General features: G+C 65.4%; 19 protein-coding genes. 14 read left to right on the top strand and 5 right to left on the bottom strand.

Annotated features, from left to right (window positions below):
- Positions 1-113: 113 nt before the first annotated feature.
- The 7 genes from mtrA (at position 114) to secA (ending at position 9,924) form a co-directional block, all read left to right on the top strand.
- Complete coding sequence (mtrA, locus tag ACQE2J_RS13170; RefSeq protein WP_135538143.1) at positions 114-794, top strand: MtrAB system response regulator MtrA; 681 nt, start codon at positions 114-116, stop codon at positions 792-794.
- A complete protein-coding gene (gene mtrB / locus ACQE2J_RS13165) occupies positions 791-2,617 on the top strand; it encodes an MtrAB system histidine kinase MtrB (protein WP_426936454.1) in 1,827 nt (608 codons plus the stop codon). Before mtrA ends, mtrB begins: the two co-directional genes overlap by 4 nt.
- The gene (locus tag ACQE2J_RS13160; RefSeq protein ID WP_425119473.1) at positions 2,614-4,338 is read left to right on the top strand and encodes an LpqB family beta-propeller domain-containing protein; all 1,725 of its coding nucleotides are present in this window, start codon (positions 2,614-2,616) and stop codon (positions 4,336-4,338) included. The genes mtrB and ACQE2J_RS13160 overlap by 4 nt, the downstream gene beginning before the upstream one ends.
- A 43-nt stretch (positions 4,339-4,381) precedes the next feature.
- Positions 4,382-5,104, top strand: coding sequence for a ComF family protein (locus ACQE2J_RS13155; protein ID WP_135538147.1), 723 nt, complete (start codon positions 4,382-4,384; stop codon positions 5,102-5,104).
- Between the two features lie 66 nt (positions 5,105-5,170).
- The gene (gene hpf / locus ACQE2J_RS13150; RefSeq protein WP_135538148.1) at positions 5,171-5,839 is read left to right on the top strand and encodes a ribosome hibernation-promoting factor, HPF/YfiA family; all 669 of its coding nucleotides are present in this window, start codon (positions 5,171-5,173) and stop codon (positions 5,837-5,839) included.
- 98 nt (positions 5,840-5,937) lie between these two features.
- Entirely contained in the window at positions 5,938-7,179 is a 1,242-nt protein-coding gene (locus ACQE2J_RS13145; protein ID WP_135538150.1) for a winged helix-turn-helix domain-containing protein, read from the top strand.
- A 54-nt stretch (positions 7,180-7,233) separates the two neighbouring features.
- Positions 7,234-9,924, top strand: a complete 2,691-nt coding sequence (gene secA, locus ACQE2J_RS13140) for a preprotein translocase subunit SecA (RefSeq protein ID WP_135538152.1) — start codon at positions 7,234-7,236, stop codon at positions 9,922-9,924.
- A gap of 18 nt (positions 9,925-9,942) precedes the next feature.
- On the opposite strand, the gene ACQE2J_RS13135 is transcribed toward secA, so the two are convergent.
- Positions 9,943-10,332 (bottom strand): Rv3235 family protein, encoded by a 390-nt coding sequence (locus ACQE2J_RS13135; RefSeq protein WP_240689611.1) that lies wholly within the window; start codon positions 10,330-10,332, stop codon positions 9,943-9,945.
- Positions 10,333-10,424: 92 nt separating this feature from the next.
- Entirely contained in the window at positions 10,425-11,231 is an 807-nt protein-coding gene (locus tag ACQE2J_RS13130) for a LysM peptidoglycan-binding domain-containing protein (protein ID WP_135538156.1), read from the bottom strand.
- Between the two features lie 149 nt (positions 11,232-11,380).
- On the opposite strand from ACQE2J_RS13130, the gene ACQE2J_RS13125 reads away from it, so the two are divergent.
- Complete coding sequence (locus ACQE2J_RS13125; RefSeq protein ID WP_135538158.1) at positions 11,381-11,896, top strand: hypothetical protein; 516 nt, start codon at positions 11,381-11,383, stop codon at positions 11,894-11,896.
- 37 nt (positions 11,897-11,933) lie between these two features.
- On the opposite strand, the gene ACQE2J_RS13120 is transcribed toward ACQE2J_RS13125, so the two are convergent.
- The gene (locus ACQE2J_RS13120; RefSeq protein ID WP_135538160.1) at positions 11,934-12,155 is read right to left on the bottom strand and encodes a helix-turn-helix domain-containing protein; all 222 of its coding nucleotides are present in this window, start codon (positions 12,153-12,155) and stop codon (positions 11,934-11,936) included.
- A gap of 141 nt (positions 12,156-12,296) precedes the next feature.
- On the opposite strand from ACQE2J_RS13120, the gene ACQE2J_RS13115 reads away from it, so the two are divergent.
- Genes ACQE2J_RS13115 through ACQE2J_RS13105 form a run of 3 tightly spaced genes read left to right on the top strand, consistent with a single transcriptional unit; the run spans position 12,297 to position 14,716 of the window.
- A complete protein-coding gene (locus tag ACQE2J_RS13115) occupies positions 12,297-12,944 on the top strand; it encodes an SAF domain-containing protein (protein ID WP_135538162.1) in 648 nt (215 codons plus the stop codon).
- Positions 12,944-14,212, top strand: coding sequence for an AAA family ATPase (locus ACQE2J_RS13110; protein ID WP_240689628.1), 1,269 nt, complete (start codon positions 12,944-12,946; stop codon positions 14,210-14,212). Before ACQE2J_RS13115 ends, ACQE2J_RS13110 begins: the two co-directional genes overlap by 1 nt.
- Before the next feature lie 18 nt (positions 14,213-14,230).
- Positions 14,231-14,716, top strand: a complete 486-nt coding sequence (locus ACQE2J_RS13105) for a DUF6912 family protein (protein ID WP_135538164.1) — start codon at positions 14,231-14,233, stop codon at positions 14,714-14,716.
- A gap of 13 nt (positions 14,717-14,729) precedes the next feature.
- Here the strand turns inward: ACQE2J_RS13105 and ACQE2J_RS13100 are convergent, their stop codons facing one another.
- Positions 14,730-15,194 (bottom strand): DUF2505 family protein, encoded by a 465-nt coding sequence (locus ACQE2J_RS13100; protein ID WP_135538166.1) that lies wholly within the window; start codon positions 15,192-15,194, stop codon positions 14,730-14,732.
- Positions 15,195-15,335: 141 nt separating this feature from the next.
- Between ACQE2J_RS13100 and ACQE2J_RS13095 the strand changes: the two genes are divergently transcribed.
- Entirely contained in the window at positions 15,336-20,216 is a 4,881-nt protein-coding gene (locus tag ACQE2J_RS13095) for an NAD-glutamate dehydrogenase (RefSeq protein ID WP_135538168.1), read from the top strand.
- A gap of 169 nt (positions 20,217-20,385) precedes the next feature.
- Positions 20,386-21,900, top strand: coding sequence for a sensor histidine kinase (locus tag ACQE2J_RS13090; RefSeq protein ID WP_135538170.1), 1,515 nt, complete (start codon positions 20,386-20,388; stop codon positions 21,898-21,900).
- 183 nt (positions 21,901-22,083) lie between these two features.
- Here the strand turns inward: ACQE2J_RS13090 and ACQE2J_RS13085 are convergent, their stop codons facing one another.
- Positions 22,084-22,332: a WhiB family transcriptional regulator gene (locus ACQE2J_RS13085; protein ID WP_009374875.1), complete on the bottom strand. Its 249-nt coding sequence runs from the start codon at positions 22,330-22,332 to the stop codon at positions 22,084-22,086.
- A gap of 262 nt (positions 22,333-22,594) precedes the next feature.
- On the opposite strand from ACQE2J_RS13085, the gene ACQE2J_RS13080 reads away from it, so the two are divergent.
- Positions 22,595-23,146 (top strand): gamma carbonic anhydrase family protein, encoded by a 552-nt coding sequence (locus ACQE2J_RS13080; RefSeq protein ID WP_135538171.1) that lies wholly within the window; start codon positions 22,595-22,597, stop codon positions 23,144-23,146.
- The last annotated feature ends 68 nt before the right edge of the window (positions 23,147-23,214 follow it).

The following is a 23,214-nucleotide window of genomic DNA, read 5'->3' as shown; positions in this document are numbered from 1 at the left end:
TCTCCTGTTCGTGCCGAGCAGAGGCCACGTGATGACCGAGGTGGTCGGCTCGGCCCGATAGGGTAGGAGTGTCGGGAACGAAAGAACAGGCGAACATAAGGGACAATGGGAGCATGAACGCTCGAATCCTCGTAGTTGATGATGACACGGCTTTGGCCGAAATGATCGGAATTGTGCTCAAAAGTGAAGGCTTCGAGCCCTTCTTCTGTGCCACAGGCGACCAGGCGTTCGAGGAGTTCCAGAAGGTCAGCCCGGACCTCGTCCTCCTCGACCTGATGCTGCCGGGCAAGGACGGTCTCGAAGTCTGCCGAGAGATCCGCGAGGTGTCCTCGGTGCCGATCATCATGCTCACGGCGAAATCGGACACCGTCGACGTCGTCCTCGGTCTCGAATCCGGTGCCGACGACTATGTGCCGAAGCCATTCAAACCCAAGGAGCTCATCGCCCGTGTCCGTGCCCGCCTGCGGATCTCCGAACCGCAGGCCCCGGAGCTGCTGACCGTCGGCGATGTCGTCGTCGACGTGGCCGGCCACACCGTGACCAAGGGCGGTTCCCCGGTATCGCTGACTCCCCTCGAATTCGATCTGCTGGTGGCCTTGGCCCGCAAACCCTGGCAGGTGTTCTCTCGTGAGACTCTCCTCGAAGAGGTCTGGGGCTACCGTCATGCCGCCGACACTCGACTGGTCAACGTGCACGTGCAGCGGCTGCGGTCGAAGATCGAACGCGACCCAGAGAAACCCGACATCATCGTCACTGTCCGCGGCGTCGGCTATAAGGCCGGCAGAGCCGCGTGAGTTCCGGGTCGGCAGCGGGCGGGCCCATCCGCACCGCGGCCTCGGCACTGCGAACGTTCTGGAGTTTCATCCTTCGATCGTTCAGCCACTCCCTGCAGGTCAGGATCGTCGCTCTCACCATCGTGCTCACTTCGGTGGCGATCTTCGGAGTCGGCACCTATATGTCCCAGCAGATCGCCCGCGGCCTCTTTGACACCCGTCTGGACTCTCTGTCCTCACAGGCCCGGTCGATCCTTTCCGAGCTGCGTTCTCTGGCTCCCGTCGATGGTCAGGCGGTGACTCAGGACACCCTGTCTTCGCAGTTGTCGTCGATCTACAACCGTTCGGCCGGGTCGGTGTATTCGCTGACACTGGAGCCGAAGGAACCGAACTCCTCGTTCACCACGATCACCGCCGGCGTCGCCGAGGAGGACGGGGAAACGGCGAAGGTGCCCGTCACCGACGAACTGCGCGAAGCCATCCGCAAAGCCCCGACCGATGACAAGCTCTACCAATCAGTGAGTCTGCCGGACGGCAACGGCCCCGGACTGCTCATCACCCAGGAGCTGCAGATCCCGGGCGCCGGCCAATTCCAGCTCTATTACCTGGGCGATCTCAGCGAACAGCAGGACACCCTGAACTTCGTGCAGAGGTCGATGTTCGTCGCCGCACACGTCCTCGTCGTCCTCGTCGGTGCCGTCGCCTGGATCGTCACACGCCTCGTCGTCACCCCTGTGCGCACGGGGGCCGAAGTCGCCCGCCTCATCGCCGACGGTGACCTCGACGAACGCATGCCCGTGCACGGCAACGACGAGATCGCGGTGCTCGGTGAGAGCTTCAACGACATGGCCGACACTCTGCAGCATCAGATCGAGCAGATGGAACGGCTGTCCGTGCTGCAGCGTCAGTTCGTCTCCGACGTCTCGCACGAACTGCGCACACCGCTGACGACGATCCGCGCCGCCGCGGACCTCATCTACGACTCGCGTGACGAACTCGACCCCGTCACCGCCCGCAGCGCCGAGCTGCTGAATTCGCAGGCCGAACGCTTCGACAATCTGCTCTCCGACCTGCTCGAGATCTCCCGCTACGATGCCGGTGCCGCAGCGCTCGTGGCCAAACCCGTCGACATCGGGGCCATCGTCACCTCCGTCATCGAGACGGTGTCGATGGTCGCCGAGCAGATGTCGACGGGCATCGTCGTCCACGCCCCGTCCTCGCCGGTGATGGCCGAGGTCGACCGGGTGCGCATCACCCGCATCGTGCGCAATCTCGTGGTGAATGCGATCGAGCATGGTGAGGGCAACCCGATCGACATCTATGTCGCCTCCAATGCCGAGGCCGTCGCAGTCAGCGTGCGCGACCACGGTGTGGGCATGAACTTGGAACAGGTCGAGCATGTCTTCGACCGGTTCTGGCGCGCCGACCCGGCCCGCAAACGCACCCTCGGCGGTTCCGGGCTGGGCTTGGCGATCTCACTCGAGGACGCTCACCTGCACAGCGGGTGGCTGCAGGTCTGGGGCAAACCCGGCGAGGGGTCCTGTTTCCGTCTGACGATTCCGCGTCGCCCGGATCAGGAGATCACCTCCTCACCGCTGCCGCTGCCGCCCCGCGATGCGCAGATCCAGGGTGCCGCCCTCGTCGCCGGTCCTCTGTCTTCCGATGGATCCGTGCGGATCCAGACCGGGTCGATCCCGATCGTCGTTGAAACCGATCAGACGATGGCCGCCGAGGACGAACAGCAGGACACCGATGCCGCCGAGGCGGCGGATTCCGATGAGGACGACAACCGCCTCGGCGACGCCGCCGAGACCGATGGCGAAGGCGAAGGAGGCCGATCATGACATCGCTGCAGTCACGAAGGTTCCGCATGCGGACGATCTTGGTCTCCGTATTCGCCTCTCTTGCCCTCGTCGGCTGCTCGTCGATCCCGACCTCCTCACCGGTCGGCCACATCGAAGACGATTCGGGGGATCCCGGGGCCAGCAATGCCCGCATCCCCGACGGGCCTGAACCCGGCGACAGCATTTCGGAGATCGTGCGCGGATTCCTCGCCGCGGGCGCGGGAACCGGCAACAACTTCTCCGTCGCCCGTTCCTTCCTCACCGAGGCCGAGGCGCAGGAGTGGAGTCCGCAGGAATCCGTGTCGGTGCTGCCCAACGACACGGACATCGATTCCTTGAACCAAGAGGTCACCTCCGACCAGAAGACCCTGAGCATGTCGGCCCCGGTAGTCGGCCTCGTCGACTCCTCCGGCGTGTATAACTCGACGAAACCCGGCACCCAGTCGACTCTGGAGTTCTCGCTGCGGCAGGAGAACGGCGAATGGCGGATCTCCTCGGCCCCGGACGGCCTGCTCATCAGCCAGTCCGATTTCCGCACGATCTTCCTCAACTACTCGCTGCAGTTCTTCACCTCCGACTACTCGTATCTCGTCCCCGACTCCCGGTGGTTCCTCCGCTCCTCGTCGACCCCGACTGCGCTGATGAACGAACTGCTCAGCGGGCCGGCCCCGTATCTGTCGGGCGCGGTGATCACCGCTGTCCCGGACGGCGCGAAGCTCAGCGAATCGAACGTTGTGACGATCGAGAACGGGGTCGCACATGTGTCGTTGGGACCGCAGAGCCCCGCCCTCTCGGACCGGGAGAAGGGGCTGATCCGCCAGCAGATCTCAACGACTCTTCAGGTCATCCCCTCGGTCTCGAGCATCGAACTGAGCATCGGCGGGCAGACGATCTCTGCGAGCCTGCAGCCGAAGACCGACACGTCCATCCAGGTCGACGGTCCTCCCGTGGTGCTCGCCGACAATCGGCTCTCCCGGGTCTCGGGCACCACCGTGGCCAAGGTCGAGAACAGTCCGAACCTCAAGGGGAAGAAGGCCAGCGATCCTGCGGTCTCGCTCGATGATTCCCTGTACGTGTACCTGCAGAACGAGCGCCGGGAACTCATGCGGTTGAAATCTGACGCGGTCGACGCCACCCCGATCCTCGAGGGCAGACAGCTCGTGCGTCCGAGTATCGACCGGTTCAACATGACGTGGACCGGGGAAGCCAAGAACAAGGGAGAGCTCAAGGCGGTGGGCCGTGACGGCAAGGTCTTCACCGTGGCCGTGGACTTCCTCTCCGGCAGGCAGCTCGCCGACGTCGAAGTCTCCCGCGACGGCACCCGAGTCGCCCTGCTCAGTCGCCATAAGGGAGAACCGGACCGCATCGACGTCGTGGGCATCCCCCGGGACAAGGCCGGCAATCCGTCCGGCCACGCTTCCGAGACCCCGATCTCCGTGGGCGCGAACTTCGACGAGGTCAAGGACGTCTCCTGGGCCGGTTCGACCAATCTGGTGGCTCTGGCGGCCGAAGAGGGCGACTCCGCGCAGCCGTTCCGCATCGGCGTCACCGGTCCCTCGGAGCAGCTCGGTGAGGTCTCCGGCGGAAGCCGTATCGCCGGTGGCGCCGATGGCCGCTCGATCCTGGTCACCGGCTCCGAGGGGGCGCTGTATTCGTATAACTCGAATGCGTGGCAGAAACTCGTCGATGTTGCGGCGAAGGATCCGTCCTACCCCGGCTGACCGCTAGGCCCGTGGGGTTGCGGGCGCATAGTAGATTGCTCCCATGGGGCTGCTCGAGGAGGTCGGCGAACTGCTCCTGCCCCGACGATGCGCCGGATGCGGGCGGGAGAACGTCTCGCTGTGTACGAGTTGCCTGCAGCTGCTCGGCGGAATCCCGCGGGCGATGGAGCCGCGCTACGGTCAGATTCCGATCGTCGGCGTCTGCGAATACAACTCGCGCATCTCGCGGATGGTCGTCGGATATAAGGACGGAGGCCGCCGCGACATCCTCGATCCCCTGGCACTGGCCCTGAACCGCTCGGTCGTCGCGGCCCTCGACCTCATCGGCTACAGGGGAGGGGCGATCAGACTCTTCCCGGCCCCAAGCTCAGCTCGTGCCAGGCGTCGTCGCGGCGGTTCCCATACCGCCGCTCTGGCGCGGAGGGCGCAGGAGCTGGCCCCGGAGCTGCCGTTGGAAGTCCATGACGTGCTGCGGGCCGAACGGTCCCGGGACCAGGTCGGGCTCGGAGCGAAGGAGCGGTCGAAGAACGCCTCTCGCACCCAGCATCTCGATGCGGTGGAACTGGAGATCATTCGGTCATCCGAACCGCGTGACCGGCGGCGGGCCGCCTCGGCGGACATCCTCGTCGATGACTTCTCCACGACCGGTGCGACCTTGGCAGAAAGCGCACGATTATTAGCATCGGTGCAGATCAGACCCGCTGCAGGAGCCGTTCTCGGGCTCGGCCGCGGGGGCACTCGATTTGTCTCTCCCTTTACTGTATAACGGTGTTTACCCATCCAAGGGCATGGGATCGGATGAATCCGACGAGCGAGTCGCTAAGGACACATCATGGACATCGTTGTCAACGGCCGTCAACTGACCATCTCCGACAGCTTTCGAGCCCACATCGAGGACAAGATCGCGAAGGTCGAACAGCTCGCTCCCCGAGCTCAGCGCGTCGAAGTGCACGTCACCCACGAGAAGAACTCCCGCCAGCCCGAGACGAGCGAGAGGGTTGAACTCACCGTGGTGGCGAAGGGGCCGGCGATTCGGGCTGAGGCCATGGCCAGCGACAAATACGCGGCCCTCGATCTGGCATGGGCCAAGCTCGTCGAGCGGCTGAGGCGCGCCAGAGATCGGCACAAGGTTCCGCGTTCGGGTCACCACCGCAAGGAATCCACCGCCGAAGCGTTGGCGAAGATGCCGATTGCCGAACCGCTGATTCCCGACCCTGACGCCGACTCTTCGGCCGCGGCAGACGATCAGCCGACGAACGTCGACAAGACGAACGGTCGGATCAAGGCCGAGGGCGATTCGCCGGTGGTCCTGCGGGAGAAGACCTTCACCGCCGCACCGATCGGCATCGAAGAGGCCCTCAACCGGATGGAGCTCGTCGGTCACGACTTCTACCTGTTCATCGATGAGGAGTCGAGCAAGCCCTCCGTCGTCTACCGCCGCAAGGGCTGGAGCTACGGAGTCATCGCCCTCGACCGCGAACTCGAAGAAGCAGCCGACTAACCTCCCCTATTACTACCCGACGGCGGCCCAGCAACCTCGCGCGAGGTTGCTGGGCCGCCGTCGGGTAGTAATAGGGGAGGGGAATGTAGCGTGGGATCATGCAGAAGATGACACGCGCGCAGGCACGCAGGACTGCCATCGCGGCGGCCGGACTCGACCGGCCGCGACCGCAGCGGGTCACGGCTCGCCACCTGAGATCAGTCTTCGCCACGATGGGGCTGACCCAGATCGACTCCGTGGCGCGTGTCGTCCGCTCCCACTACCTTCCATTCTTCTCCCGCCTGGGACCGTACCCACGCGAGACGCTCGACCGCCTGTTCTATTCCTCGCCGAGGATGGGCGTCGAATACTGGGCCCATGCGGCGGCGTTCGTGCCCCCGCAGACGTGGAACCACTTCGCACGCAACCGCGCCGAGTGGTGGCGAAACGACTACGGACAACGGCACCCCGAATCCGGTGCCGCCTTCCGTGGGCTGCAGACCTCCGTGCTCGACGTGCTGGCCGCAGGACCGAAGACGGCGCGCCAGGTCTCCGAACTCGTCGACCATGATCTGCCCGAACGGCATCGGGGGCACTGGGGCTGGAACCCCAGCCAGGTCAAACTCGCCCTCGAGGCGCTGTTCGCCGGAGGCGTGATCAGCGCCTCCGGGCGCAATGATCACTTCGAACGGATCTACGCACGCACGAAACACGTGTCCCCGGAACTGCCCGAGATCCCCTTGGCCTTCGGGACCCCTGAGAACCCGGACCTCGGCCTCGACCCCGTCGCTTCCCGTCAGCGGGGAGTCTCCGGCGTCGACAACGACGTCCTCGCCCTGACCCGCACCGCCTCCCGTGCTTTGGGAATCGCCCGTCCCGACGATATCGCGGACTACTTCCGACAGCTGCGCGCACCCACCGACACCGCCATCGCGGAACTGCTTGCCACTGGTGAACTGCGCGAAGTCGAGGTCGACGGCGTCACCGCCCTGCGCTGGCATGAGGCACGCACCCCGCGCACAGTGGACGCGCGAGCACTGTTGGCTCCCTTCGACCCACTCGTCTTCTACCGGCCGCGCATCGACTGGCTCTTCGACTTCCACTACCGCATCGAGATCTACACCCCCGCTCCGCAGCGCGTGTACGGCTACTATGTGACGCCGTTCCTCCTCGGTGATCGGCTCGTCGGCCGCGTCGATCTGCACCGGGACCGTGCGGCGGGCACCCTGCGTGCACACCGGGTGACATGGGAGCCGGGGGAGGAGCACACAGCGGAGCTCGTCCAAGAGCTCCAGGCGATGGCCACATGGCTGGGCCTGAGCGGAGTGGACCTCGAAGGCACTCACCTGCCATTAAGCTAGAGACTATACAGTCGTTCGAGTTGTTGTCCGGCAGTCATGCCGATTAGGAGAAAAGTGGCTAATTTCCTCGAGAAGCTTCTGCGCACAGGTGAAGGCAGAACTCTGAAGAAGCTCCGCCGATACACGGATGCCATCAATGAGCTGTCCGACGAGTTCAGCGAGATGTCCGACACTGAGCTGCGTGAGGAAACCGGCAGGTTCAAGGAGCGCTACAAGGACGGAGAGAGCCTCGACTCCCTGCTGCCCGAAGCCTTCGCCGCGGTGAGGGAGGCCTCGAGCCGCACCCTGGGCCTGCGTCACTTCGATGTCCAGCTCATGGGCGGCGCCGCTCTGCACCTGGGCAACATCGCAGAGATGAAGACCGGTGAGGGCAAGACCCTCGTGGCCACCGCGCCGGCGTACCTCAACGCACTGACCGGGGACCCGGTCCACATCATCACGGTCAACGACTATCTGGCCACCTACCAGTCCGAGCTCATGGGCCGTGTGTTCCGCTTCCTCGGTATGGAGACCGGCTGCATTCAGGCGAACATGCCTTCGGACCAGCGCCGGAAGCAGTACGCTGCGGACATCACCTACGGCACGAACAACGAATTCGGCTTCGACTACCTGCGCGACAACATGGCCTGGTCAGCCGACGAACTCGTCCAGCGCGGACACTCCTTCGCCATCGTCGACGAGGTCGACTCGATCCTCATCGACGAGGCACGCACCCCACTGATCATCTCCGGCCCGGCCGAAGGCGATGCGAACCGCTGGTACGGGGAGTTCGCCAAGGTCGTCAAGCGGCTGAAGACCGATCGCGATTACGAAGTCGATGAGAAGAAGCGCACCGTCGGCGTGCTCGAACCCGGCATCGAGCGTGTCGAAGACTACCTGGGCATCGGCAACCTCTACGACGCGGAGAACACTCCGCTCATCAGCTTCCTCAACAACGCCATCCGCGCCAAGGAGCTGTTCAAGAAGGACAAGGACTACGTCGTCCTTGACGGCGAAGTCCTCATCGTCGACGAACACACCGGCCGTGTGCTCAAGGGCCGCCGCTACAACGAAGGTCTACACCAGGCCATCGAGGCGAAGGAGAACGTCCAGGTCCAGGCCGAGAACCAGACCCTGGCGACGATCACTCTGCAGAACTTCTTCCGCCTCTACGACAAACTCTCCGGCATGACGGGCACGGCAGAGACCGAGGCCGCGGAGTTCATGTCGACGTACAAGCTCGGTGTGGTGCCGATCCCCACGAACAAGCCGATGCAGCGCGTCGACCAGTCGGACTTCGTCTACAAGAACGAGGTCGCGAAGTTCGCAGCCGTCGTCGACGACATCGTCTCTCGACACGAGGCCGGCCAGCCGGTCCTCGTCGGCACGACGAGCGTGGAGAAGAGCGAATACCTCTCCAAGCATCTGGCCAAGCGCGGGGTCAAGCACGAAGTCCTCAACGCAAAGAACCACGCTCGGGAAGCCTCGATCGTGGCGCTGGCCGGCCGCAAGGGCTCGGTCACCGTGGCCACGAATATGGCCGGTCGAGGCACCGACATCATGCTCGGCGGCAATGCGGAATTCCTCGCTGTCGCAGAGATGGAGCGGCGGGGTCTTGATCCGGCTGAGAATGAGGACCAGTACGAAGCCGAATGGCAGGATGTGCTCAAGGAGGCGGAGAAGAAGGTCAAGGCCGATGCGGAGGAGGTCGTCGAACTCGGCGGTCTCTACGTGCTCGGCACCGAACGCCACGAATCCCGCCGCATCGACAACCAGCTGCGCGGACGCTCCGGACGTCAGGGCGATCCGGGCGAATCCCGCTTCTACCTGTCGCTGACCGACGACCTCATGCGCCTGTTCGGTTCCGGCGCCGCCGAACGCATCATGGCCACGGCCAATGTGCCCGATGATGTGCCGCTGGAGTCGAAGATGGTCAGCCGCGCCATCCTCTCCGCCCAGTCGCAGATCGAACAGCGCAACGCCGAACAGCGCAAGAACGTCCTCAAATACGATGACGTACTCAACCGTCAGCGCACCGTCATCTACGACGAACGTCGCCGCGTCCTCCACGGAGCCGACCTCAAAGAGCAGGTCGCGAACTTCCGCGAAGAGATCATCGACGCCTACGTCGCCCAGGCGACGAGAGGACCGGTCGAGGACTGGCAGGTCGACGAACTCTTCGAAGCCCTCGGCAAGATCTATACTCCGTCGATCACCTCCGAAGACCTCGCCGAGGAGGTCGGCGGACTCGGCAACCTCACGAAGAATCGACTCAATACGGAGATCCAGTCGGACCTCGAAGTCTTCTACTCCCAGCGAGAGGAAGAGCTCGGTGAGGATGCGACCCGCGAACTCGAACGCCGTGTCGTGCTCTCCGTCATCGACAAACGCTGGCGCGAGCACCTGTACGAAATGGACTACCTGAAGAACGGCATCGGACTGCGCGCGATGGCGCAGCGTGATCCGCTGGTGGAATACCAGCGGGAGGGCTTCGACATGTTCACCACCATGCAGGATGGGATCAAGGAGGACGTCGTCCGCCTCACCAATACGCTCAAGGTCCAGGTCAGCTCCTCACCGGCGGAGTCCGGGGACGACTCCGAGGTCGAAGTCGACGCCGAGGAACTGCGGCATACGACCCCGAAGATGCAGCTGTCGGCCCCATCGGAGAACGGCTCCTCCTCGATCTCCGAATCTGAGGACGACGACGAACCGGCTCCGGCCAATCGGGCCGAGCGACGCGCGAAGAAGAAGGCCAAGAGCTGACTTAGGGGCGCGCAGACTTCACATCGTCTGCAGCGCCGTCAGCGTCCACCGGGTGGTGAGCAGCTCCAAACGGACTGCCACCGCCCGGATGCGGTTCGGGCTGCGGACGATGACCGTGACTTCGGCGATCCCGGGACTCACCTGGCACACATGTGCCCTCCCCGGCTGCACCGCCGGCTGCGCGCCGAGACCGCTGGCCGGATGTCGCGGCGCCACCTCTGCGCGCAGCTGAGCGCGGTGATCGATCTTCGCCAGCAGTTCGGGATCGACCCAGCGGGCGATCGTGTCGCTGCGTCGGACTCCGGCGAGGACTTCGAGGCAGGCCACCGCCAACGAGGCGGCCGTGGCCGCTATCCGCTGCCGTTCGTCCGCGGACTCATCGTCAAGTCCGCTGACCCGTGCGCTCACCCGGCGTCCCGATGGGGACGTGGACAGCGGTAAGGAGTTCCGCCGGGGCGCAGCTTGCGGCGCCTGCGGACGGGTGAGAGTGAGCGGGGCGGTCATGGCTGAATCTCCAATCTCTGACCTGCGATGATGAGGCTCGGGTCGGGCCCGATGATCTCGCGGTTGGCGGTATAGACGTCGTCGACAAGCTGCGGGGTGTCCTCTGGGGCATCGACGAGTTCGGCGGCGATCGACCACAGGCTCTCCCCAGGCTCGACCACGTGCACAGTCGGCGAGGGGGCTGCAGCATCCGGTCGTGATTCGGGATCCTCGGCAGCAGCGGGATCGTGCACGTCGTCGGCGGGTTCCCGGTGGTCGGTTCGCGGTGGTGCAGACGGATCCTCAGGCGGAGCAGCGGCTTCTTTCGGAGGTTCGGTGGGCCAGGCCGGATCATGCAGGTCCTCGTCCGCGGGCGCATCGCCATCGGAGTACTCACCATCGGCGGCCGAGGCGCCGCCTTCGACAGTCGGCCATCCGGGATCGGCGGGCGCAGCGGTCGCCGTGTACGGGCCCGCCGCGGGCATCGCGTCTCCGAGGTCTCCGGCGACCGGAGCGGCCTGCGCGGCCTGGACGACGAGACCGGCCGACACTGCGGCGAGCACGCTCGAGGCGAGAAGCCGCGGCATGGCTCTGACGAGGCAGTCCGCCAGGAGTGCCCTGAAGCGGCCGGAGGGAAGGAGCCGCAGCAGCAGGGTGAGGAGGGAGACGAGACCGAGACGTGAGAATGCCAGAGCGGCGGCGCCGATGATGGTGATGACGACGAGATCATTCGTCGTCCGCGGCTGCGGCAGCTGTGCCCACGCGGTGCAGAGTGAACCGAGCAGAACCAGCCAAGACCCCGCGCATGCGATCAAGAGATACATCTAGACATCCTCCATTGGATATTGATTCCAATGATGTCGTTAGATGTGATTTGTTGTCAATAGATTACGAATAACTACACCACTGTAGTTCTCACGCGCTTCGTTCCGGCTCTTGAAAGTCGACTACAGCTGGGGCAGGCTTAGCGATTATGGATGATCGCATCGATGCACTCCTGGCGGACGTCGAAGCCGCCGAGACCGCCGCCGAACGGCACGCCAGAAGGGGAGAGTTCGGTGACGAAGTAGCCGCTCAGGCCGCCGAGCGAACACTGCTGGAAAGGATCCGAGGGGCGCTCGGGCAGGCGGTGCAGGTGGTCATGCCGGCGCGGGAGATCGCGGGCACGGCCGACTTCCTCGGTCGCGACATCCTCGTCGTCGACGGAGCCGAGACCTCCGTCATCGCGATCAGCTGGATCCGCGGACTGCGGGCGGACTCACGTGTCCACCGCCTCGAGGCGGGAGGGCTCGAGCGCTTGGGTCTGGGTTCGGCGCTGCGCCGCTGGGCGGCAATGCATGAGGAAGTGGCGATCGACGTCGCAGACCGTCCCGGGCCGACACGCGGACGCTGCACTCTCGTCGGTGCCGACTATGTCGAGATCGCGGGCCGGATGATCCCGTTCGCCGCGATCGCCGCCGTCCACGCCCGAACCAACCCCTTCGGGTGAGTCGGCTGTGGAACTTGGGGTACGGGCAGAGGCGGAGTCAGTCCTCGATCGAGCCGGTCTTGATCTGGTGCTCGGTGCGCTCGTACATGCGCTGGATATAAGCCTCGATCTCCGACTTCTCGACGCGCCATTGGCCGCGTCCGCCGACCTTGATCGCACGGAGGTCGCCCGAGCGGACCAGGGCCCTGGCCTGAGCGATCGAGACATTGAGCAGTTCGGCCACATCGGTGAGCGGCAGGAAGCGGTTTTCGACGACCATGTGGTGACTTCTCCCATTCCAGATGTCTGTCTGCTTGTTGATTCACTTTGCCAAAAACATTGCTTTGGCATCATTTGATGCCTAATACTATCACTGAGAAACAGTTTCTGTCAGCGAAACTTCCGCGAATCTGGAGATGCAATGGAGCTCTCGAAGCGAATCCGCCGCCCCAAATGGACCGACACCCGACTTCTTGTGGGCGCGATGCTCGTCGTCCTCGCCGTGGTCGGCACCTATCTGCTCATCGCCGCGGCGAATTCCACCACCCGCGTCTGGGCAAGCGCTCATGCTCTCGTCCCCGGTGAAGTCCTTGATGCGACGGACCTCAGGGTGGCCGAGGTCAATCTCGCGGATATCGGCAGCAAATACCTTTCGGCGGATGAGGACCTGCCCGCAGGGACGAGCGTGCGCAGCGTCGTGGCCGCAGGGGAGCTGTTGGCCGCCTCGACGGTCGCGCCTCTGACGGAGCTCGAAGGCCGTGTCGTCGCCATCGATGTCGCCGGCTCCGTCCCCAGCGTCGTCGCCGCGGGAAGCCTCGTCGATGTGTGGGCGCAGCCGGAGCAGAACGGCCTCGACGATGACGGGCCCGCACCGCGTCAGCTCGTCGAATCCGCACCCGTCGCCCACATCACGCGGGACGTGGGCAGCTTCGGGGTCGGCGACGGAGCGCGCATCGAGGTCTTCGTCGAGACCGGGCAGCTCTCCGACGTGCTTGCCGCCCTCGACGGGCGCAGCGTACTCTCCGTGGTCGGGGCGCCCTCGGCGGTCGCGGCAGACAGCGGGCAGTGATGACTCAGGTCCTGCTCGCCGTCGACTTCGAATACGACCTCATCCTCTTCGAACTCCTCAGCGACATCGACGACGTCACCATCGTCGCCCGTCCCGCCGACGAGGTGGAGCTGCTGGCACACTGTCGGACCGGCAGCGCCGAGGTCGTCATCATCGGCCGCTACTTCCCGGGGCTCGATGCCGAGGTGGTCGCTGCTGTCGCGGCCACGGGGGCGAAGGTCCTCGGCTTCGGTGATGATGCCGACGCGCTTGCCGGGCTGGGCATCACCGTCCGGGTCGGCACCGACGCCGATGCGGCCGCTCTGGCCACGGCGCTCGACGATCTCCGCGCCTCCACCGTCGTTCCTCCACGACCGACAGCGCCTCCCGGCCCGGTCGGAGGACAGGGGAGGATCATCACGGTGTGGGGGACCGGCTCTTCGCCGGGGCGGACCCTCACTGCGGTCAACCTGGCCGACCAGGCCTCCCGCCTCGGCCGACGCTCCGTCATCGTCGACGCCGACACCGTTTCGGGGATGGTCGCCGCCACACTCGGGCTGACCGAGGAATCCTCCCATCTGGCCAGCCTGTGCCGGGCGCAGTCCGATCGGTCCGTCCCCCTCGACGGGCATTCCGTGCCCCACGCCGTGGTCCGGGAGGACTTCCACGTGATCACGGGACTGACGAAGCCCGAGCGATGGCCGGAGATCCGAGCGTCAGTGCTCGAAGCCGTGCTGCATCGGCTCGCGAGGCTCTACGATCTCGTCGTCGTCGACGTCAGCGACCGCGTCGATCCCGATGACGAGATGGCCGACCCCTTCTACGACCGGCATTGCGCCACCCGGGCGGCGCTCGCAGCGGCCGATGTCGTCCTCGTGCTCGCTGCAGGAGAGCCGATCGGTCTGCAGCGTCTGGTCAAGCTGCTGGGCACGCCGCGGGCAGAGGAGCTGCGGGAGAAGATGCGTCTGGTGATCACGAAGCTGCGACCCGGCGCGGTCGGTCATCCGCCCGAGGCGAGGATCCGCGAGGTCCTCAACCGCTTCGTCCGCGTCACCCCCGACTACGTCCTCAGCGATGATCGGGCCACCGCCGATGCCGCAATGCTGGCGGGCAAGACCCTGCACGAGCAGAATCCGCGCTCCCTCCTCTGCCAGGAGATCGCGGCCATGGCCGAGGATCTGCTGCCCGGCCGCAAACGCAGCCGCCGGACCGGGGGCGGAAGGGGCCGACGGGACGGCGGCGAAAGGAAGCAGGGCCGCAGGCCCGGCAGATCCAGGGTCCGATTGTGACGGGACTAGGATGAGGGCATGGCCATCCGCTGCTACATTCCGACCACCCTGAGCGCGCTGCGCACGGGACTGACCGACATTCGGGCTGTTGCCCCCGATGAGCACGGCCGCAGCCTGCGCGGCGAGGAGTTCGAGACCGCCGAATTCGACGCCATGTGCATCGCCGCCGCTCTCGCCTCCAGCGCGGCATTCGGTGCCGAGGAGTCCGGATCCGCAGTTCCCCTCGCCGAGGCGGGGCCCGCCGCCCGTGTCATCGTCGCCTACGATGCACCCGAGTCCAGCTCACGCCACCGGCTGACCGACGGATTCGAACTCATCGGCATCGACACCCTCGACATGTCCGCAGTCGCCAGCTTCCACCTCGACGAGGAAGCGGTCTGGGACGAAGCCGTGGAACTCGCCCGAACTGCGGGTGCGCAGGCGGCGGAGGACCGCCTCGGCGAGTCGGATCTGCTGTGGTACGACGTCACGGAACTGGATCAGCTCCTCGCCGAGGAGGGCTGAGTCGGAGTCGACTTCAGAGGGTTTCGAAACGGCGGAGACGCTCGCTCAGCCGCTTGTCCAGGATCGGCACCACGGCCTGTTCGATCATCGCCCCGAACATCGGGATCGACGAGCTGATCTCAGCGTGCGCCGTCAGCTTCGTCTCCGAGTCCACCTGCCTGAGTTCGATCACGGCGTCGATCTCCACGGGAACCCCGGCGGCACGTGCGGACATTCGGATCTCCGCCTCATCGCCGAGGACGTCTCCGGGGATCATGTAGACCTCGACGAGCTCGGTCTCATTCGGCAGGCGGGAGGCCAAGGCCGCGGGAAGTTCGCCTTTGGGCATCGGAGTCCGCACGGTCATCTCGGTGTCGGGATCGATGTGCTCCGAGCTGGCCCGGGATCCGAGCTTCTCCCAAGAGCCGACGTCGGCGAGTTTGGCCAAGAATGTCAGGAGGTCGACCGAGTAGTCATGATTGAGGGTCAGAGTTCGCATAGCTCCAGTTTGCCAGCGAATGAACGGTACACCACATCAGGCCGCTCGGCGTGCCTTTCTCGATATTTGGGCATAGTGTGGGAGATGGCGGTTCGAGGACGAACCGCGTGACGATTGCTCGGTTCTCATAGAGGTGGCACAGTGACTCAGGTCTCAATTTCGGACGTTGCAGAAGAGTGGAGGAAGCTGCGAGGGCAGGGTGCCCCCGAGAATTTCCTCGACGCGTACTATCCGCGATTCGAAACAGGGGCAAGCGACCCCGAGGCCTATGCCGCGGCAGCGGCTCGACACTTCGCCGTCGGCACCGAATATGACGGGCAGACGCCGGCGATCGCGATCTACAACCCGGCCGTCGACTCACCGGAATTCCGGGACAATCACACGGTCGTCGCGCTGGTGCTGGCAGATATGCCGCACCTCGTGTCCTCGATCGTCAGCGACCTGGCGGCGGCCGGTCGAGCCATCCGCCGCGTCCATCACCCGATCATCACCGTCTCCGGTTCCGGTTCCGACCTCTCGATTGTGTCCCCGGCCGAGGCCCCCTCGGTGACCGCTGATACGGCAAGCCTCCCGCAGGTCTCCGCAGCGCCGGACGCTCAGTCCTCCGATGACCCGCAGCAGCAGTCGTGGATCCGTCTCGAGATCGACCGGATCCCCGAAGACGACTTCGCCGAACTCGAGCAGCGGCTGCGTGAAGTCCTCGCCTACGTCGCTGCCGCCGCCCGCGACGCGCAGGCGATGGCGAGCAAGGCCAAGGACATCGCGGCCGAACTCTCCGCCCATGCTCCCCGCCCGGAGCTGGCCTCGGAAGCCGAAGCCGCAGCAGCCCTGCTCAACTGGCTCGACGGTCACTTCACCTTCCTCGGCTACCGCGAATACGACTACACCCACGATGCCGAGCACAGCAGCCTCGAACCGATCGAAGACACCTCGATGGGCATCTCCGCTCTGCGCCCCCTCGTGAAATCGCCGCTCAGCCGGGCCGTGGCCGAGAAGGCACTCGAACCGCATGTGCTCGTGCTGACGAAGGCGAACTCGCGCTCACGCGTCATCCGCTCGTCCTTCATGGACTACATCGGGGTGAAGACCTTCGACTCCTCCGGCGAGATCGTCGGCGAACGTCGCTTCGTCGGTGTGTTCAAACCCGAGTTCTACAACGACAGCGTCCTCAACATCCCCGTCATCGACCGCAAGGTCTCCCGGATCCTCTCCGCCAGCGGCTTCCCCGCCGGTTCGCACTCGGCCAACGAGCTCCTCGGCGTGCTTGAGACCTACCCGCGCGAAGATCTCCTCCACGAGGACACCGAAGAGATCTTCGACGTGGTCATGGAGATCGTCGACATGCAGGAGCGACGGGAGTCGCGGGTCTTCGTCCGCGCCGACCCGTACCAGCGCTTCGTCTCTGTCATCCTCTACCTGCCCCGCGACCTCTACAACACCGATGCCCGCGTGCGCGTGCAGGAGGTTCTGCGCGAGTTCTACAATGCCGACAGCGTCGACTTCGACGTGCTGCTGAGCGAATCGGCGCTGGCGCGCATCCACTTCGTGGCTCGTATGGCTCGCGATGAGCAGCTCCCGCAGATCAGCGCCGAGGATGTCGAACGACGCATCGTCGGTGCCGTCCGTTCGTGGTCCGAAGATGTCCACGCCTTCCTCATCCCCGCCGAACACGGCGACAGCGGAACGACGAATGCGCGCGCCGACCTGTGGTCGAAGGCGTTCCCGCCCAGCTACGGCGAGCATCACACCCCCGCCGAGGCGGTCGCTGACGTCGGCCGGTTCGAGGCCCTTGACGCGGGGCACGGTTCGGCGGTGCGCCTGTACCGGCCCGAACGCTCGGCCGACGCCTCCGTGCGCCTCGTCCTCTACCGCTACGAGCGGGTCGGCCTGTCCGAAGTGCTGCCCTTCCTCACGGCGTTCGGCGCCACCGTCATCGATGAGCGCCCGCACGAGCTCGACCTCGCCGACGGCAGCCACCGTTATATCTACGATTTCGGGCTCAGCTTCTCCGAAGAGCTGGGCGACGACGACTGCGAACGCATCTCCGACGCGTTCATGGCCGGATGGGAAGGCAAGAAGGAAGCGGGCGTCTTCGACCGCCTCATCGTCACCGGTCTGTCCTGGCAGCATGTGACGATCATCCGCGCCCTGGGCAAATACCTGCGCCAGGCCGGGTTCACCTACTCCGACGCCTATGTGGGTGAGGTCTACAGCGACCATCCGGAGATCTCGAAGCTGCTCGTCGACTACTTCGCCGCGAAGTTCGATCCTGCCGCCGACGACGAGAGCCGTGAAGGTGCGATGGCCGAGATCGATGACGCGATCGAAGCCGCACTGTCCGAAGTCGCGAGCCTCGATGCCGACCGGGTGCTGCGCTCCTCACTCGAGCTGCTGCGCGCCACTCTGCGCACGAACTACTACATCGATGAGTCCGGTGAGCTGCCGACCGCTCTCGTGCTCAAGATCCGGCCCACCGAGCTCAGCTTCGTCCCCAAGCCCAAACCGGCCCTGGAGATGTGGGTGTACTCGCCGCAGGTCGAAGGCGCGCACCTGCGCTTCGGCGCCGTCGCCCGCGGCGGTCTGCGCTGGTCGGACCGGCGCGATGACTTCCGCACCGAGGTCCTCGGCCTCGTCAAGGCGCAGATGGTCAAGAACGCCCTCATCGTCCCGACTGGCGCCAAGGGAGGGTTCTTCCCCAAGCAGCTGCCGCCGATGAGCGACCGGGACGCGTGGATGGCCGCCGGTCAGGCCGCCTACGAGGTGTTCATCGAGAGCATGCTCGAGGTCTCCGACGACCTCACCTACGGTGCCGACGACTCCAGCGTCGTCGTCCACCCCGACCGTGTGGTCCGCCACGACGGAGACGACTACTACCTCGTCGTCGCCGCTGACAAGGGCACTGCACGCTTCTCCGATGTGGCGAACGCGATTGCCGAACGCCGCGGGTTCTGGCTCGGGGATGCCTTCGCTTCGGGCGGATCGGTCGGCTACGACCACAAGAAGATGGCCATCACCTCCCGCGGCGCCTGGAAGTCCGTCGAACGGCACTTCCGCGAACTCGGTCTCAACACCGCCGCCGACGACTTCACCGTTGTGGGCATCGGCGATATGAGCGGCGACGTGTTCGGCAACGGCATGCTGCGCAGCGAGCACATCCGCCTCGTCGCGGCCTTCGACCACCGAGACATCTTCCTCGATCCGAACCCCGATGCCGCACGCAGCTTCGTTGAACGCCAAAGGCTGTTCGATCTGCCGCGCTCGAGCTGGCAGGACTACGACCGGGAGCTCATCTCCGCAGGCGGCGGGGTCTTCTCGCGGTCGGCGAAGTCGATCGACCTCAGTGCCGAAGCCGCCTCGGTGCTCGGAGTCGACCCCGGTCGTCGCAGCCCCGCCGATCTCATGTCCGAGATCCTCAAGGCTCCCGTCGACCTTGTCTACAACGGAGGCATCGGCACCTACATCAAGGCCTCGACAGAGAGCCATGCGGAGGTCGGGGACAAGTCCAACGACAGCATCCGCATCGACGGCGCCGATGTCCGGGCGCGGGTCATCGGGGAGGGCGGCAACCTCGGCGTCACCCAACTGGGCCGTGTCGAAGCGGCGCTGAATGGGGTCGAGATCAACACCGATGCGGTGGACAACTCGGCCGGCGTCGACAGCTCCGACCACGAGGTCAACATCAAGCTGCTCCTGCGCACCCTGGTGCACAAGGGCGCCTTCGCCGCCGAGGAGCGTGAACAGGTGCTCCACTCGTTCACCGATCAGGTGGCCGATCGGGTGCTGTCGAACAACTACTCGCAGAACGTCGTCCTCGGTGAGGCCAGGGCACAGACCGAAGCGATGTCCGGTACCTACGGCCGACTGCTGAATTACCTGGAGAAGCACGCCGACCTCGACCGTGCCGTCGAATTCCTGCCCAACGCCGACGAACTGGCCAAGCGTCGATTCGGCTACTACGTGTCGCCGGAGCTGGCCGTGCTTCTGGCCTATGTGAAGATGCACGCCGCCGACGAGATCCTCGACAGCGTCGTGCCCGATGAGATGTGGATGCGGCGGGAACTCGTCTCCTACTTCCCGGAGTCCCTGCAGGAGAAATACGGGGAGCTCATCCCGGAACACCCGCTGCACCGCGAGATCGCCACGGCGAAGCTGGTCAACCGCCTCGTCGACCGCGGCGGCCTGACCTACATCTACCGGATGCTCGAGGAGACACCCGCCTCGGTGCCGCAGATCGCACGTGTGTTCGTCGTCGTCTCCGAGATCTTCGGCCTCGACGACTACTTCGAGGCGGTGTGCGCACTCGACAACGAGGTGCCCACCGAGGTGCAGGTGAAGCTCCAACACGACTATGTGCGTCTGCTCGACCGGTCCTCGCGCTGGCTCGTGCAGCAGGCCCCGGACACCCTCGACGTCGATTCGGGCATCGAGATGTACGGCAAGGTGGTCGAGGCGCTGCGCTCCCGCGTGCCCGAGCTCGTCGACGGCTACGATGCGGAGTCCATGCAGGCGAAGGCGCAGGAGTACATCGACGACGGTGTGCCCAGCGATCTGGCATGGCGAGCGGCGGCTCTGCTCGATGAGTTCGTGCTCCTCGACATCACGCAGCTCGCGGCACGGGCGAACGAATCCGCTGAGGACGTCGCCGAGGTCTACTACGCGGTGAACGAACACTTCGCCGGGTCGCAGGTGCTCACTCTCATCGGCGGGCTCGACCGCAGCGACCGCTGGTCGGCGCTGGCGCGAGGCTCGATGCGCGACGACTTCTACTCCGCTATCCTCTCGGTGGCGGAAACGGTGCTGGCCGCCACGGATTCGCCGATCTCGGGCACCCCGGATGAGCGGGCGAAGCAGCGCGTGGCCGAATGGCTCGAACGCAACGAGACCGTGGTCTCCCGCGTGATCGAGACGACGGAGACGATCCTCGGGCTCGACTCCGTGACCCAGGCGCCGCTGTCGGTGCTGCTGCGGTCGCTGCGGTCGATGGTCCGCTCCTCGACGTGGGAGAGCGAACACAACTCCTGACTCCACGGCTCGGGCCCGGCCGAACAGTGCTCGGTCGGACCCGAACTGCCTTCCGGCCGCCTCGGCGAGTCCGGAGATGGGCGGATGAAGTGGTAGCGTCTGATCATCGACTCATCAGCAGATCCGAGGGGAACCCGGGTCTGCTGATCTCACCTGGGAGGAACGTATCGTGCTCAACGAACTGCTGGCGGCCGAGGGTCTCACGGATGAGTCAGACGTCGAACACATCCATCTGCTCGTCGGGGACTGGCAGCTGCTCGCCGATCTCTCCTTCGCCGACCTCGTGCTGTGGGTGCCCTCGCTGAGCGGCGCGTACACGGTGGTCGCCCACGCCCGATCGACGACCGGGGCGACCCTGTTCAACCGGGATCTCATCGGAGCCCGCGCGACCGGGATGGAGAAGGAGCTGCTCGACGAAGCCAGCGACACCCGCACCTACGTCACTCAGGTGGAGACGGCCCGTGACCTGGGGGTGAGCGCGGGTTCGGCCGATGTCGGCATCCTCGCCGAGGCGGTCCCGATCGTCCGGAACGGCGAGGCGATCGCGCTCGTCGTCCGCTACTCCGAAGAGGTTCGCCGCCGGGGTTCGTCCCGACTGGAGAAGTACTACCGCGAAACGGCGATGGCCCTGATGCGGATGATCGTCCAGGGCACCTTTCCCGATCGTGCCGCCCCGAGCGGGGCGCGGCACGGGGAACCGCGGGTCGGCGACGGCATCTTCATCCTCGATCGCGATTCCCATGTGCAGTATGCGTCCCCGAACGCCGTGTCGCTCATGCACCGGCTCGGCCACGGGGGAGAGATCGAAGGCAGCTACCTCGCCGAGGTGGTTTCGAGCCTGGGCGCCGAGCTGCGGCAGGTCGACGAGACCCTGCCGCTGGTGCTCACGGGGCGGGCCCCGTGGCGGACCGAACTCGAGGTCGGGCGCACGAGCATCTCTCTGCGCGCCATCCCGCTGACCGATGAGGGGGAGCGGGTCGGAGCGATCGTGCTCGCCCGTGACGTCTCCGAGATCCGGCGCCGCAAACGCGAGCTGCTGTCGCGGGACGCAATGATCAAGGAGATGCACCACCGGGTGAAGAACAACCTGCAGACCGTGTCGGCTCTGCTGCGTCTGCAGACCCGCCGGATCGACAGTCCCGAGGCCAAGAGCGCACTGACCGAAGCGATGCGGCGAGTCTCGATCATCGCCGTCGTCCACGACGTGCTCAGTCAGGGTGTCGAATCCGAAGTCGACTTCGATGAGGTCGTCGACAAAGGTCTGCGCCTGACGCCGGAGCTGACCAGCCCACTGGTGCACATGGAACTCAAACGGTGCGGCAGCTTCGGTGCGATCTCCTCAGCGGATGCGACCTCTCTGGCACTGGCGATCACCGAGCTGATCACGAACGCGATCGAACACGGTTTCCCTGCCGAGAAGCAGGAGAGTCTGGCGCCGGGGGAGACGCTCGACGGGCATGTGTGGGTGACTCCCGAACGCGATGGTGACCATCTGCGGGTGACGATTGCCGATGACGGTGTCGGACTCGGCGACTCACAGAATCCGGGCAACGGGCTCGGCACGCAGATCGTGCGCACCCTGGTGTCGGCGGACCTGGCCGGATCGATCCAGTGGGAAGCCCGTGAAGGAGGCGGCACCGTGGCGACTCTCGATGTTCCGCTGCGTCCGGACTCCTACGACTGAGCGGCTGACTTGTCCGTCCCGATCATCCGGGTTCCGGCTGCAGCATCGCCGGGGCTGTCCAGGGCCTCAGGGCGCGAAGACAACTGAGTCCCTTGTGCCGATGACGATGATTCGTCGTCGGCACAAGGGACTCAGTGGCTTGCGGGGCGGGCGCAGTGCAACGCCCGCGGTGTCTCAGGTGGTTCAGCCGGCGCGACGGGCACGGGCGGCGCGGCGCTTGAGCGCGCGACGCTCGTCTTCGCTCAATCCGCCCCAGACTCCAGCATCCTGACCGGATTCGAGTGCCCACTGGAGGCAGGTCTCGGCTACTTCACAGCGGCGGCAGACGGTCTTCGCTTCCTCAATCTGGAGCAGAGCGGGTCCGGTGTTGCCGATCGGGAAGAAGAGTTCCGGATCCTCATTGAGGCATGCTGCACGGTGTCGCCAATCCATGGTGACCTTTCGACGAATTCGGTGAACGCGGTTGACCGCGCCCGAATTCCGAGCGCGCAACTCTCTCAGTCAAGGTTCACATAACGCAATTGGGCGCACAAGGGTCCGGCAGTGTGAAATTTCTGACAAATATTTTCCCTATTGTCCTGCTATGGACGCGATCGCGCAAATCGGTCCGCTATGCGTCCCGACCGACCGTGTCAGGGCTCTCGGATTAGACTGTCAGACGCAAGCAGACAGTTCGTGAACCAATGGAGGACTCATGACCAACGACCTCGCCAGCCCCCGCATCGTCTCCGTCGGCGGGCACACCCCGCACGTCGATCCCGAGGCGTTCGTCGCCGCCGGTGCCACCCTCGTCGGTGATGTGCATGTGAAGAAGGGGGCGAGCGTCTTCTACGGCTGCGTGCTCCGGGCCGAAGCCGCACCGATCACGATCGGCGAGGACTCGAACGTCCAGGACAACACCGTGATGCACACCGATGCCGGCAAGCCCGTGGTCATCGGCGCCCGCGTCTCGATCGGCCACCAGGCGCTCGTCCACGGGGCCGTCGTCGACGACGATGTGCTCATCGGGATGCACTCGACCGTGCTCAATGACGCTCATGTCGGCAGCGAATCCCTCGTCGCCGCCGGGGCCGTCGTCCTCGAGGGCACACAGATCCCTCCGCGTTCCCTCGTGGCGGGAGTTCCGGCGAAGGTGCGCCGGGAGATGGACGACGACGGTGTGGAGAAGGTGCGGCAGAACGCACTGTCGTATGTGCTGCTCTCGACCCTGCACAAAGACACCGCCGAGGTGGTCGATCCGTCGTGATCGGACCGGGCGGATCGTGAGTCTCCGCTTCGGGCCGTGAGCCTCGGTTTCGGATCGCGAGCCCGATT

The organism is Brevibacterium sp. LE-L (assembly GCF_050214925.1).
In the GTDB taxonomy this organism is placed as follows: Bacteria; Actinomycetota; Actinomycetes; order Actinomycetales; family Brevibacteriaceae; genus Brevibacterium.
This window is presented reverse-complemented; position numbering and strand designations above follow the sequence as displayed.

Coding starts and splice junctions, on each gene's coding strand:
- mtrA (WP_135538143.1), top strand. CDS start 114: ATGAACGCTCGAATCCTCGTAGTTGATGATGACACGGCTTTGGCCGAA.
- ACQE2J_RS13160 (WP_425119473.1), top strand. CDS start 2,614: ATGACATCGCTGCAGTCACGAAGGTTCCGCATGCGGACGATCTTGGTC.
- ACQE2J_RS13155 (WP_135538147.1), top strand. CDS start 4,382: ATGGGGCTGCTCGAGGAGGTCGGCGAACTGCTCCTGCCCCGACGATGC.
- hpf (WP_135538148.1), top strand. CDS start 5,171: ATGGACATCGTTGTCAACGGCCGTCAACTGACCATCTCCGACAGCTTT.
- ACQE2J_RS13145 (WP_135538150.1), top strand. CDS start 5,938: ATGCAGAAGATGACACGCGCGCAGGCACGCAGGACTGCCATCGCGGCG.
- ACQE2J_RS13130 (WP_135538156.1), bottom strand. CDS start 11,231: ATGTATCTCTTGATCGCATGCGCGGGGTCTTGGCTGGTTCTGCTCGGT.
- ACQE2J_RS13125 (WP_135538158.1), top strand. CDS start 11,381: ATGGATGATCGCATCGATGCACTCCTGGCGGACGTCGAAGCCGCCGAG.
- ACQE2J_RS13120 (WP_135538160.1), bottom strand. CDS start 12,155: ATGGTCGTCGAAAACCGCTTCCTGCCGCTCACCGATGTGGCCGAACTG.
- ACQE2J_RS13115 (WP_135538162.1), top strand. CDS start 12,297: ATGGAGCTCTCGAAGCGAATCCGCCGCCCCAAATGGACCGACACCCGA.
- ACQE2J_RS13110 (WP_240689628.1), top strand. CDS start 12,944: ATGACTCAGGTCCTGCTCGCCGTCGACTTCGAATACGACCTCATCCTC.
- ACQE2J_RS13105 (WP_135538164.1), top strand. CDS start 14,231: ATGGCCATCCGCTGCTACATTCCGACCACCCTGAGCGCGCTGCGCACG.
- ACQE2J_RS13100 (WP_135538166.1), bottom strand. CDS start 15,194: ATGCGAACTCTGACCCTCAATCATGACTACTCGGTCGACCTCCTGACA.
- ACQE2J_RS13085 (WP_009374875.1), bottom strand. CDS start 22,332: ATGGATTGGCGACACCGTGCAGCATGCCTCAATGAGGATCCGGAACTC.
- ACQE2J_RS13080 (WP_135538171.1), top strand. CDS start 22,595: ATGACCAACGACCTCGCCAGCCCCCGCATCGTCTCCGTCGGCGGGCAC.